The organism is Mesorhizobium sp. B283B1A (assembly GCF_020165735.1).
Taxonomy (GTDB): Bacteria; Pseudomonadota; Alphaproteobacteria; order Rhizobiales; family Rhizobiaceae; genus Mesorhizobium; species Mesorhizobium opportunistum.
Map to the genome: position 1 here is coordinate 26,403 of NZ_JAIUIQ010000051.1, position 12,266 is coordinate 38,668.

A 12,266-nucleotide genomic window follows, 5' to 3' on the forward strand; every position below is an offset into this window, starting at 1 on the left:
TCGTGCGGCATGCCGCCTGGATCTACAGGCGTGCAAACGCAGCCATGTGGAAGGCCTGGACTTCGGGAGGATAGCGATAGGACGTGCCATAGGGACAGGCATTGCGGTCCAGGCAGCCGCCGCCGCGGCACGGCCCGCCATTCGCGCCCCGTACATGCGCCAGACAGGCCTGGTAGGCGAACCCTTCAGCGGAATAAGCATCGACCGGACAGGATTTCAGGCATGGTTTCTCGAGACAGCTATCGCAAAGATGGATCGCCTCATTATGCTCCGGAAGCGCGATCTCGTCCTCGAACAGCAGCGCGCCGCGATAGGCATGCCAAAGCCCGTATTGCGGGTGCATGAGGATGCCGAGCGGCGACGGCTTTAGCCCCTCCGCCCGCATTGCCCATTGCTGGAATGGCAAATAAGGCTTGTCCGAGGGCGAAACCGCGCGCGCGCCGAATGCCTCCGCCACCGCGCCGATGACCTGGCCCGACCAGGTGTCGAGCGGATTGGCGATTTGCTGTGGCTGCTGCTTGCGCCAGCGCAGGAAATGCGGCCAGGGGGCCGAACCCGCCTGCCCCACCAGCAGTACGGACTTTGCCGGCGCGCCCGAGACGCCATCAGGTGCCTCGTCGCTTTTCGCAAAGGCAAAGCCACCACGCAGGATGAGGCCATTGGCGCCAAGCGCGGCCGTGATCTTCTCGATCATGCCGCGCACAAGGTCATCCCTTCTTGACCGGATCGGAGAACGCGCTCCGCCAGACTTCCTTGTGGATGATGTTGGCGACTTTAGCCCCGCCTGACTCGGGCTCCTTTCACGTGAAGGCGTCGGGCATCGACCCCTTCTTCTTGGCGATGAAGTCTTTCAGCGCCTCGTCGATGCTCGGATCGAGATGCGGCGCCTCGTAGCTTTCCAGCCAGCGGCGCGCGAGTTCGTTGGCGCGCTGCGGCGCGGTCTTCTCCCCCTCGGCCAGCCACTGCTCATAGGAATTGTTGTCGGCGATGTTGGAGCGGTAGAAGGCGGTCTGGAAATTCGCCTGCGTGTGGTCGCAGCCGAGATAGTGGCTGCCCGGCCCGACCTGGCGGATGGCGTCCATCGCCTGGCCGTTCTCCGACAGGTCGACGCCCTCGGAGAATTTCTGCGTCATGCCGAGCTGGTCGATGTCCATCATGAACTTCTCGTAGCAGGACGCCAGCCCGCCTTCGAGCCAGCCGGCCGAATGCAGCACGAAATTGGTGCCGGCCAGGATGGTGGAGTTCAGCGTGTTGGCGCTCTCATAGGCCGCCTGCGCGTCGGGGATTTTCGAGGCGCAGAGCGAACCGCCGGTGCGGAACGGCAGGCCGAGGCGGCGTGCGAGCTGTGCCGCGCCGTAGGAGACCAGCGATGGCTCCGGCGTACCGAAGGTCGGCGCGCCCGACTGCATGGAGATCGACGAGGCGAATGTGCCGAACAGCACCGGCGCGCCCGGCCGGATCAGCTGCGTGAACGATGCGCCGGCGAGCACCTCTGCCAGGACCTGCGTCAGCGTGCCGGCAACCGTCACCGGGCTCATCGCGCCGGCCAGGATGAACGGCGTCACGATGCAGGCCTGGTTGTGGCGCGAATAGACCTTGAGCGCGCCCAGCATGGTCTCGTCGAACACCATCGGCGAGTTGGCGTTGATCAGGCTGGTCAGAACCGTGTTGTTCTCGACGAAATCGTCGCCGAACACGAGCTTGGCCATGGCCACCGTATCCTCGGCGCGCTCCGGCGCGGTCACCGAGCCCATGAACGGCTTGTCGGAATATTTGATGTGGCTGTAGATCATGTCGAGGTGGCGCTTGTTGACCGGCACGTCGACAGGCTCGCACACCGTGCCGCCCGAATGGTGGATCGACGGCGCCATATAGGCGAGCTTCACGAAATTCCGGAAATCCTCGATCGTGGCATAGCGCCTGACGCCATCGAGATCGCGCACGAAGGGCGGGCCGTAGACCGGCGCGAACACGGTGGCATTGCCGCCGATCTGCACCGAGCGTTCGGAATTGCGGGCATGCTGGGTGTAGACGGACGGCGCGGTCTTCAGCAGCGAACGGCAGAGACCTTTCGGGAAATGCACGCGCTCGCCCTTGACATCGGCGCCGGCCTCTTTCCATAGCTGCAGCGCTTCGGCGTCGTCGCGGAAGATGATGCCGATCTCTTCCAGCACCGTGTCGGTGTTCTTCTCGATCAGCGCCAGGCCCTCTTCGTTGAGCACCTCATAGACGTTGATCTTGCGCTTGATGTAGGTGAGCTGCGTGCCGGGGCCGCCGCCGGAGCGCGCCGCACGCCTGGCCGCCGCTCCACCGCTGGCGCCTCGCCCACGCCGCGCGTTTGACGCTTCCTGGTCGACTGCCGCGTGTTCGCTCATGATCGCTCTTCCCTGAATATGGCCGGGCCTCGATATGGACCGGTCCGTAGCCGTTGCGGCCGCATGGCGCGGCTTTCGCCGGATCGTAGCCATGCACCCTATTCGAAACGGCCCGTCCGCGCCAACGCCTGTCGCAAAATCGACAAGAAAACCAATAGATTTTCCAGTCGCTTTCCTTTTGCGGGAAGTCGCAAATCAGCTATGGATACCCGCCCCTAGCGGGTTAGGTATGGACGCAAATCTATTGTGCCTTGCGACGCGGTCGCGATGCCGTGAGGAGTTGGATCAAATGGCCGACGACGAGATCATCCTTTCCGAGCTTTCCGACGATGAGTTGGTGCAGCAGATGCACGACGATCTCTATGACGGGCTGAAGGAAGAGATCGAGGAAGGCACGCGGATCCTGCTCGAGCGCGGCTGGGTGCCCTACAAGGTGCTGACCGAGGCGCTGGTCGAAGGCATGCGCATCGTCGGCGAGGATTTTCGCGACGGCATCCTGTTCGTTCCCGAAGTGCTGTTGTCGGCCAACGCCATGAAGGCCGGCATGTTCATCCTGCGTCCGCTGCTGGCCGCCACCGGCGCGCCCAAGCAGGGCAAGATGGTGATCGGCACCGTCAAGGGCGACATCCACGACATCGGCAAGAACCTGGTCGGCATGATGATGGAGGGCGCCGGCTTCGACGTCATCGATCTCGGCATCAACAATGCGGTCGAGAAATATCTCGATGCCATCGAGCAGCACCAGCCCGATATCATCGGCATGTCGGCATTGCTGACCACGACTATGCCCTACATGAAGGTCGTCATCGACACGATGAAGGAAAAGGGCATCCGCGACGACTATGTCGTGCTGGTTGGCGGCGCGCCGCTCAACGAGGAATTCGGCAAGGCCGTCGGTGCCGACGCCTATTGCCGCGATGCCGCCGTGGCGGTCGAGACCGCCAAGGACTACATGAAGCGCAAGCACAATGTGCGCGCTGCGTCCTGATTGGCCAATCCGGCATGAACAGTGGCCGGCATGGCCGATGGAAAGAGCCGCGCCTTGCAGCGCGGCTTTTTTGTTCCCAAATGACGGGCGGGGCTGCCGATCAGTTGACGGTGTCCTTAACCGCCCTGGCCGTCGACTTGACGTCCTTGCCGACGCCGCGGACAGTGTTCGCGCAAGCCGTGAGGGCCAGCGCACAGGCAAGAATGGCGATTGGCGCGATGCGTAGTAGTTTCATGGACGGTGTCTCCCTCAATAGATAAATTTAACCCCGCAGCAACGAAGGCCAGCTCGGCTGGTTCCATGGCCAAAACACTGAAAACGAAACCGAATCAAGAAGACAGGCTGCTCGTCATCGCCTGTGGGATGATTGCGCGCGAGGTGTTGGCCGTCAAGGAACAGCTCGGGCTCGATCACCTCGAATTGACCTGTCTGCCGGCGGAGTTTCATTTCTATCCCGACCGCATCGCGCCCGCCATGGACAAGGCGATCGAGAAGGCCAAGGCGGAGGGCCACAAGCACATCTTCGTCGGCTATGCCGATTGCGGCACTGGAGGCCTGCTCGACCGGATCTGCGAGAAGCACGGCGTCGAGCGCATGGACGGCCCGCATTGCTTCGCCTTCTACCAAGGCATGGACGCCTATGCGAAGGTCGCCGACGACGACATGATGTCCTTCTACATGACGGATTTCCTGTGTCGCCAGTTCGACGCCTTCTTCATGAAGCCGCTCGGCCTCGACAAGCACCCGGAGCTGATCAAGGACTATTTCGGCAATTACGAGAAGCTGATCTATCTCGCCCAGACCGACGATCCGGAGCTCGACAAGGTTGCGGAAAAGGCCGCCGCCCTGCTCGGCCTCGCCTATGAGCGGCGCGCGACGGGCTATGGCGACCTGACGGCCGGAATGGCACAAGCCGCGGCTGGCGCCGCCCCGCGCCAGCGCTAATCTAAGCCGGACTCTCTTCCACCCTCAGCGCCGCCAGCACATCGGCGAAGCTTGTCTTACAGACGAAACCCAGCCTGTCCCGCGCCCGCGACGCATCGTAGACCCGGTCGATGGAGGAAAACATCGTCCAGCCCTTTCGCGCGTAAAGCGCCGGAAAATCGGGGAAATAGCGCGCGACGACCGATGGCGCATCCCTGATCAGCGCGTCGCAGTCGCCGGGCTGAAACGGGGTCGGCGCCGAGACGATGAATATATCGAAGCCAAGCTGCGGCGCCTTCTCCAAGGCAGCGACATGAGCCTCGGCCGCGTCTTCGACGGTCAGCCGCCGGAACAGCAATTCATTCGCCTTGGTGTTGGCATCAGACTGTTCGATGGCATGCGCCATGTCGTCGGCTTCGGGAAAGAAGCGGGCCGTGCGCAGCACGACCACCGGCAGGCCGTGCTGAAGGTGATAGAGGCGGCAGAGGTGTTCGGCCGAAAGCTTGGTGACGCCATAGATGTTGCGCGGCTCGGGCGACATCTCTTCCTTGAGCCAGGCGGCCTTGCGCGCGCCGCCCTTGAACCCGTCGCGTATCGCCTGCGAGATCATCAGCGAGGTCGTCGAGGTGAAGACGAAACGCTCCACTCCGGCCGCCACCGCCGCGTCGAGCAGGTTCAGCGTGCCCTGCACATTGGTCGTCACGAAATCGCTGTTGGCGCGGCTTTCTATGTTGGGCTTGTGCAGCGCGCCGCTGTGGATGATGGCTTCGATACGATTGTCACCGACCGTGCGCAGGACAAGATCACGGTCGGCGATCGAGCCGATCATCTGCGTTTCAACAGATGGAACCGGGTCAAGACCTATCACCTCGTGACCAAGGCCCCGCAGCCGCGGCGCCAGCGCGCTGCCAAGCCAGCCCGATGACCCCGTGAGCAAGATTCGCATGCGCGCACCATGATTTTTGACGATGACGCTGTTAAGCACGGATGACAGGTGCGAGCGACCCGGTAAAGTCAGCCATCGGCCGGCAGCAGCACCGCTCCAGACATTAACTGCCATTTTTATCGATTGCCATTTTATCCAGGGAGTTCCAGATGATGCTTCGTCCCCTTTTCGCCGCCATCGGCCTGCTCTGCTGCACCCTGCCCGCCCTTGCCGACGGCGAGGTGCAGAAGTTGATCACACCTGCCGACAAGGCCCGCCTCGACAAATATGGCGAGACGCGCAAGGCGGCACTTGCCGAGGCGAAGGCCGGCAACCCGGCCGAGGTCAAGCAGCTCGACGCCTTGGTTGCGAAGCCCCTGGTGTCCTTTTCCGACAAGGACCTGACCGGCAACTGGCAGTGCCGCACCATCAAGGCGGGCGGAACGTCGGCGCTCGTCATCTATGGCTGGTTCAAGTGCAAGGTGACCGATGACGGCTCCGGCTGGCGGCTGGAAAAGGTGAGCGGTTCGCAGCGCACCAAGGGCCGCTTCTTCGACGACGGCGAAAAGCGTGCCATCTATCTCGGCTCCTTCACCGTCAACGAGGATCCGGCAAAGCCTTACGGCAGCGGTCCGCAGAGCGACCAGGTCGGCTATGCCTTCCGCACCGGCGCCAGCGAATGGCGCATCGAATTTCCAGCCCCCTACTATGAATCGAAGCTCGACATCCTCGAATTCAAGCGCTGATCAGGTCCTTTCATGTCTTGCCTGGCGGGCTTTGAGCACACCAACAATTAACCCGCCCCGCCTAGCATCCGGCCCATTGTCGAGAACGGGTCGCTTGGAGGGTGGCAAGATCCATGGCAGCATCGCAGTCCAGTCCGCGTCCGATCGTGGTCGTCACCGGAGGAGGCCAGCATGTCTGGGCCATGATCAACGCGATCGCGGACCGCGTCGGTCCTGTAAGCGTCGTCCTCGAAACCCCTGAATCCAAAAAGCAATTGCTAATTGGCCGGGCTCGTCGCCAAGGCTGGATCTCCGCCATCGGCCAGCTTGGCACGATGGTGCTGAGCAGGCTGGGTAAACGGTTCCTCGTCAGCCATACCGCACGGTTGATCGCCGAGGAGAAATTCGAGACCGAGCCCAGGCGGGACCAGGAGATCATCCATGTTGCCTCGGCCAACGGTCCGGAGTGCCTCGAGGCGATCCAGAAGCTCCAGCCTGGCGTCGTCCTGCTCAACGGCTGCCGGCTGTTGTCGAAGGACATGTTGGCCAGGATGCCTTGCCCGGTGCTCAACTATCACGCCGGCATCACGCCGAAATACCGCGGCATGAATGGCGGCTACTGGGCCCTGACATCGGGCGATCGCCAGAATTTCGGCACCACCGTGCATCTGGTCGATGCCGGCGTCGACACCGGTGCGGTGCTGAAACAGGTGCGCGGCCAGCCCAAGCGGGGCGACACCATTTCCAGCTATGCGCTCCGGCAGACCGCATTCTCGCTCGACATCTGCGTCGAGGCCGTCAGCGACGTGCTGGCCGGAAAGCTCGCCACCTTCGACCCCGGCCTGCCGTCCCGGCAATGGTACCATCCGACGATCTGGTTCTACGTCTGGACAGGCATCAGAACCGGCATCTGGTAGCGGATTCCTCACCCCGAGCCACTTGCCGCACGCCGGCCTTTCCGTCGCGCTGGGCCTGCCGTCGCCCGTGCCGGAAACGAATAAACGCACCTTTCATTTTACGACATTGAAATGCGTCGCTTTTGAATGCGCGCGCGTCGTCCCATAACAAGCGGCCCCATTGCGCATGCGGCAATGCTCGCAGTTGCTGCATCGTCCCGAAATCGGACCCGATCTTCGGAAAGCATGATGCTGCAAACTTGAAGTGGTAGAGCGTCCTTTGTGCATCCAAGTGGAGGCACGGCGCTCTACGGGAGTGAGAATTCATGGCCGATCTGATCGTCGTCTACTGGCGCGACATCCCTGCCCAGGTCATCGTCAAGAAAGGCCGGCAGAATGCCAAGCGTGAGCTGCCTTTGCGCTTCACCGAGGCGATCGACATGTGCGCCATGCGCACCGGCGCCGGCGGCACGGACGACTATCTGGCCGAATGGCGCAAGGCCGATCCGATCCCGGTCGGCGACGACCTCGAAGCCGAGGTCGAAAAGGCATTCAACGATATCGACGCGAAGTATGACCGTGAGCGGCTGGTCGCTCTGGTGAAAGCGGGCGGCAAAGAAAATGTCTGAGACGACTCCCGTCAACAAGGAAGGGGCGGCGGTTACCCAAGCCACGCTCAACAAGAAGGCAGCGCCGAAATCCGACTACAAGCCGGCCGACGTGTCGCCGCAGCGGCGCGTGCAGCGCTCGTTCGCCGTTAGATTGTGGTCTGTGCGGCACTCGCGATTGCTCGAATGGTTCTACTCCAGGTTCGCCGACATGTTCCTGCTGCTGCATCCCTTGTGGAAAGGCATCGGCTACGGCCGCGTCGAGGCCCCGATCAAGTTCGTCGAGAAGCGCGTAAAAGGCTTCATGTTCGACTGCCGCATGTGCGGCCAATGCATATTGTCCTCGACCGGCATGTCGTGCCCGATGAACTGCCCCAAGCAGTTGCGCAACGGCCCCTGCGGCGGCGTGCGCGCCAACGGCAATTGCGAGGTCGAGCCTGATATGCCCTGCGTCTGGGTCAAGGCCTGGGAAGGCTCGCAGAACATGGTCAATTCCGACAAGATCCTGACCGTCCAGAAGCCGGTCGACCAGTCGCTGCGCGAAACCTCGGCCTGGCTGCGCGTCACCGCCCAGGCGGCGGCAGCCCGTCAGGCCGCGGCCGATGCCAAAACCGCAGATGCCAAGACCGGAGCCGCCGCATGATCGGCCGCCAGCGTGACGAAAACCCGGCCGGCATTCACCTGCCGCTCGACCCCCTGCCCGGCCACACCTCGCGTGGCCGGCTCGAGCGCGTGCTGCGGCGCGGCGAATTCGCGGTGACCACCGAGCTCAATCCGCCCGACAGCGCAGACCCGGAAGACGTCTATAACAGGGCGAAGATCTTCGACGGCTGGGTCGACGCCATCAACGCGGTCGATGCGTCCGGCGCCAACTGCCACATGTCCTCGGTCGGCATCTGCGCGCTGCTGACCCGCATGGGCTATGCACCGATCATGCAGATCGCCTGCCGCGACAAGAACCGCATCGCCATCCAGGGCGACGTGCTCGGCGGTGCCGCGATGGGCGTGGCTAATATGCTGTGCCTGACCGGCGATGGCGTCCAGGCCGGCGACCAGCCCGGCGCCAAGCCGGTGTTCGACCTCGATTCCATGTCGCTGCTCGAGACCTGCCGCATCATGCGCGACAACGGCAAGTTCCTGTCCGGCCGCAAGCTCACCACGCCGCCGCAGCTGTTCCTGGGTGCCGCCGTCAATCCGTTCGCGCCGCCCTTCGATTTCCGCCCGATCCATCTCGGCAAGAAGATCGCCGCCGGCGCGCAATTCGTGCAGACGCAGTATTGCTTCGACGTGCCGATGTTCAGGACGTTCATGCAGAAGGCGCGGGACTTGGGGCATACAGAAAAAGTCTTCATCCTGTGCGGCGTCGGCCCGCTCGCCTCGGCCAAGACCGCCAAGTGGATCCGCTCCAACGTGCCGGGCATCCATATCCCGGATGCCATCATCAAGCGGCTGGAGGGCGCCCAGGACCAGAAGAAGGAAGGCAAGCAGCTCTGCACCGACATCATCAACGAGGTGAAGGAAATCCCCGGCGTCTCGGGCATCCATGTGATGGCCTACCGCCAGGAGGAGTACGTCGCCGAGATCGTCGATGAATCGGGCGTGCTCAAGGGTCGCCAGCCCTGGAAGCGCGAGATTCGCCGTGACGACCAGATGGTCGCCGACCGGCTCGACCACATCCTGCACGACGAGATTACCGAAACCCAGGTGGACATGGTGAAGACCGCGCATTGATCCGTGCGGAGAGCGACCATTCGCTTGATCAAGAAGAGATAACGATATAAAGAACTCTTTATATCACGACGGAGAGATTTCATGACCCGGACCATCGTCGCCTCGGCGACACGAGAAATCATCATCGGCTTCGACCAGCCCTTCTGCGTGATCGGCGAGCGCATCAACCCGACCGGCCGCAAGAAGCTCGCCGCCGAGATGATCGCCGGCAACTTCGAGACCGTCATCAAGGACGCGCTGGAACAGGCGGCTTGTGGCGCCACCATGCTCGACGTCAACGCAGGCGTGACCGCGGTCGATCCCAACGCGACCGAGCCGGCGCTGCTGGTGCAGACGCTGGAGATCGTCCAGGGCCTCGTCGACCTGCCGCTGTCGATCGACTCCTCCGTCACCGCCGCGATCGAGGCGGCGCTCAAGGTCGCCAAGGGCCGCCCGCTGGTCAACTCCGTCACCGGCGAGGAGGAAAAGCTCGAAGCCATCCTGCCGCTGATCAAGAAGTACAATGTGCCGGTCGTTGCCATCTCTAATGACGAGACCGGCATTTCGATGGACCCGGACGTGCGTTTCGCCGTCGCCAAGAAGATCGTGCAGCGCTGCGCCGATTTCGGTATTCCGGCCCATGACGTGGTCGTCGACCCGCTGGTCATGCCGATCGGCGCGCTGGGCGATGCCGGCCGCCAGGTGTTCGCGCTGCTGCGCCGCCTGCGTGAGGAACTCAAGGTCAACACCACCTGCGGCCTGTCCAACATCTCGTTCGGCCTGCCGCACCGCCACGGCATCAACGCCGCCTTCATCCCGATGGTGATCGGCGCCGGCATGACCTCGGCGATCATGAACCCGGTGCGTCCGCAGGAAATGGAAGCCGTGCGCGGCGCCAATGTGCTGAACGGCACCGATGAGAACTGCACCAACTGGATCCGCACCTACAAGGACTACAAGCCGGCCGAAGGCGGCCATGCGGTCGCGGCGCCGACGCAGGTCAATGCGCCGGGCGAAGGCAACGGCAATGGTGGCCGCCGCCGTGGCGGTCGTGAGGCCCGGATGGGCCGGGGATAAGCGCGCAATCGTGAATTCACCTGCAAACATCACCGATCCGCTCGTGCTGTTCATGCCATCGGGCAAGCGCGGGCGGTTTCCTGTCGGCACGCCGGTTCTGGATGCCGCGCGCCAGCTTGGCGTCTATGTCGAAAGCGTGTGCGGCGGACGCGCCACGTGCGGGCGCTGCCAGGTCGAGGTGCAGGAAGGCAATTTCGCCAAGCACAAGATTGTCTCGTCGAACGACCACATTTCGCCCAAGGGTCCCAAGGAAGAGCGCTACGAGCGCGTGCGCGGCCTGCCCGAACGGCGCCGCCTCTCCTGCTCGGCGCAGATCCTCGGCGACCTCGTCATCGACGTGCCGCAGGACACGGTCATCAATGCGCAGACCATCCGCAAGGATGCCGATACCAGGGTGATCGCCCGCGATACGGCGATCCGCATGTGCTATGTCGAGATCGAAGAGCCCGACATGCACAATCCATCAGGCGACCTCGATCGGCTCAAGATCGCGCTGATGAAGGACTGGGGCTTCAAGAACCTCGAATTCGATTTCTATTTGCTGCCGCAGGTGCAGGGCATCCTGCGCAAGGGCAACTGGACGGCCACCGCCGCCATCCACAAGGATGCCGACAGCGACATCGCGCGGGTCATCGCACTGTGGCCGGGCCTCAAGAACGAGGCCTATGGCCTTGCCTGCGATATAGGCTCGACCACCATCGCCATGCATCTGGTGTCGTTGCTGTCCGGCCGTGTCGCCGCTTCGTCGGGCACGTCGAACCCGCAGATCCGCTTCGGCGAGGATCTGATGAGCCGTGTCTCCTACGTGATGATGAACCCGGACGGCCGGGAAGGCATGACGGTCGCCGTGCGCGAAGCGATCTCCAGCCTTGTCGACAAGGTCTGCGCGGAAGGCAACGTCCAGCGCAACGACATCCTGGATTCCGTCTTCGTCGGCAATCCGATCATGCACCATCTGTTCCTCGGCATCGATCCGACCGAACTCGGCGGCGCGCCCTTCGCGCTCGCCGTCTCCGGAGCGGTGCGCATCAAGGCCTCCGACATCGGCCTGAAACTCAACCAGGGCGCCCGGCTCTACATGCTGCCTTGCATCGCCGGCCATGTCGGCGCCGATGCGGCGGCGGTGACGCTGTCGGAAGGCCCGCACCGCCAGGACGAAATGATGCTGATCGTCGACGTCGGCACCAATGCCGAGATCGTGCTCGGCAACCGCGCGCGGGTCGTGGCCGCCTCTTCTCCGACCGGTCCCGCCTTCGAGGGTGCTGAAATCTCCGGCGGCCAGCGTGCCGCACCGGGCGCCATCGAGCGCGTGCGCATCGATCCGGAGACGCTGGAACCGAAATACCGCGTCATCGGCTCCGAACTGTGGTCCGACGAACCGGGCTTCCTCGACAGCGTGCAGGCGACCGGCGTCACCGGCATCTGCGGCTCCGGCATCATCGAGATCGTGGCGGAGATGTATCTCGCCGGCATCATTTCCGAGGACGGCGTCGTCGACGGCTCGCTTTCCGCGCGCTCGCCGCGCGTCGTCGCCAATGGCCGCACCTTCTCCTATGTGCTGAAGGAAGGCTCTGCGTCGAAGGAAGATGGACCCAAGATCACCATCACCCAGACCGACGTGCGCGCCATCCAGCTTGCCAAGGCGGCGCTTTATGCCGGCACCAAGCTGTTGATGGAAAAGCAGAACACCGAACATGTCGACCGCATCCACTTCGCTGGCGCCTTCGGTTCCTTCATAGATCCGAAATACGCTATGGTGCTGGGGCTGATCCCCGATTGCGATCTCGACAAGGTCTCGGCCGTCGGCAACGCCGCCGGCGCCGGTGCGCGCATGGCGCTGCTCAATCGCGGCTATCGCCGCGAGATCGAGGAGACGGTGAGCCAGATCGAGAAGATCGAGACCGCACTGGAGCCGAAATTTCAGGAGCATTTCGTCTATGCCATGGCGCTGCCCAACAAGGTCGATCCGTTCCCGAAATTGTCGGCGGCGGTGAAATTGCCGCCACGCAAGACGGTCAGCGAGGATGGCGTCGCCCGC

General features: G+C 63.2%; 13 protein-coding genes. 9 read left to right on the top strand and 4 right to left on the bottom strand.

Going from position 1 to position 12,266, the window contains the following annotated elements; genetic code table 11:
• Positions 1-22: 22 nt before the first annotated feature.
• Both LB577_RS29140 and LB577_RS29145 read right to left on the bottom strand, forming a co-directional pair.
• A complete protein-coding gene (locus tag LB577_RS29140; RefSeq protein WP_224689920.1) occupies positions 23-703 on the bottom strand; it encodes a hypothetical protein in 681 nt (226 codons plus the stop codon).
• A 97-nt stretch (positions 704-800) separates the two neighbouring features.
• Entirely contained in the window at positions 801-2,375 is a 1,575-nt protein-coding gene (locus LB577_RS29145) for a trimethylamine methyltransferase family protein (RefSeq protein WP_013894985.1), read from the bottom strand.
• A gap of 289 nt (positions 2,376-2,664) precedes the next feature.
• Between LB577_RS29145 and LB577_RS29150 the strand changes: the two genes are divergently transcribed.
• Complete coding sequence (locus LB577_RS29150) at positions 2,665-3,363, top strand: corrinoid protein (protein WP_023780418.1); 699 nt, start codon at positions 2,665-2,667, stop codon at positions 3,361-3,363.
• A gap of 100 nt (positions 3,364-3,463) precedes the next feature.
• Here LB577_RS29150 and LB577_RS29155 read toward each other — a convergent pair whose 3' ends face one another.
• Positions 3,464-3,598, bottom strand: a complete 135-nt coding sequence (locus LB577_RS29155) for an entericidin A/B family lipoprotein (protein WP_013894983.1) — start codon at positions 3,596-3,598, stop codon at positions 3,464-3,466.
• Between the two features lie 65 nt (positions 3,599-3,663).
• Between LB577_RS29155 and LB577_RS29160 the strand changes: the two genes are divergently transcribed.
• A complete protein-coding gene (locus tag LB577_RS29160; protein ID WP_224689921.1) occupies positions 3,664-4,308 on the top strand; it encodes a DUF1638 domain-containing protein in 645 nt (214 codons plus the stop codon).
• A gap of 1 nt (position 4,309) precedes the next feature.
• Here LB577_RS29160 and LB577_RS29165 read toward each other — a convergent pair whose 3' ends face one another.
• On the bottom strand, positions 4,310-5,233 hold the full coding sequence (locus tag LB577_RS29165) for an NAD-dependent epimerase/dehydratase family protein (RefSeq protein WP_224689922.1): 924 nt from the start codon (positions 5,231-5,233) through the stop codon (positions 4,310-4,312).
• Between the two features lie 149 nt (positions 5,234-5,382).
• Here LB577_RS29165 and LB577_RS29170 point away from each other — a divergent pair, with 149 nt between their 5' ends.
• The 7 genes from LB577_RS29170 to LB577_RS29200 all read left to right on the top strand — a co-directional run.
• Positions 5,383-5,958 (top strand): DUF4893 domain-containing protein, encoded by a 576-nt coding sequence (locus LB577_RS29170; RefSeq protein WP_224689923.1) that lies wholly within the window; start codon positions 5,383-5,385, stop codon positions 5,956-5,958.
• Between the two features lie 113 nt (positions 5,959-6,071).
• Positions 6,072-6,854 (top strand): formyl transferase, encoded by a 783-nt coding sequence (locus LB577_RS29175; protein WP_224689924.1) that lies wholly within the window; start codon positions 6,072-6,074, stop codon positions 6,852-6,854.
• 305 nt (positions 6,855-7,159) lie between these two features.
• Entirely contained in the window at positions 7,160-7,462 is a 303-nt protein-coding gene (locus tag LB577_RS29180) for a virulence factor (protein ID WP_112394785.1), read from the top strand.
• Positions 7,455-8,084: a methylenetetrahydrofolate reductase C-terminal domain-containing protein gene (locus LB577_RS29185; RefSeq protein ID WP_013894977.1), complete on the top strand. Its 630-nt coding sequence runs from the start codon at positions 7,455-7,457 to the stop codon at positions 8,082-8,084. Before LB577_RS29180 ends, LB577_RS29185 begins: the two co-directional genes overlap by 8 nt.
• On the top strand, positions 8,081-9,172 hold the full coding sequence (locus LB577_RS29190; RefSeq protein ID WP_013894976.1) for a methylenetetrahydrofolate reductase: 1,092 nt from the start codon (positions 8,081-8,083) through the stop codon (positions 9,170-9,172). The genes LB577_RS29185 and LB577_RS29190 overlap by 4 nt, the downstream gene beginning before the upstream one ends.
• 81 nt (positions 9,173-9,253) lie before the next feature.
• Positions 9,254-10,228, top strand: a complete 975-nt coding sequence (locus LB577_RS29195; RefSeq protein ID WP_224689925.1) for a methyltetrahydrofolate cobalamin methyltransferase — start codon at positions 9,254-9,256, stop codon at positions 10,226-10,228.
• A partial coding sequence (locus LB577_RS29200; protein ID WP_224689926.1) for an ASKHA domain-containing protein occupies positions 10,179-12,266 on the top strand: 2,088 nt, incomplete at its 3' end. The genes LB577_RS29195 and LB577_RS29200, both read left to right, overlap by 50 nt.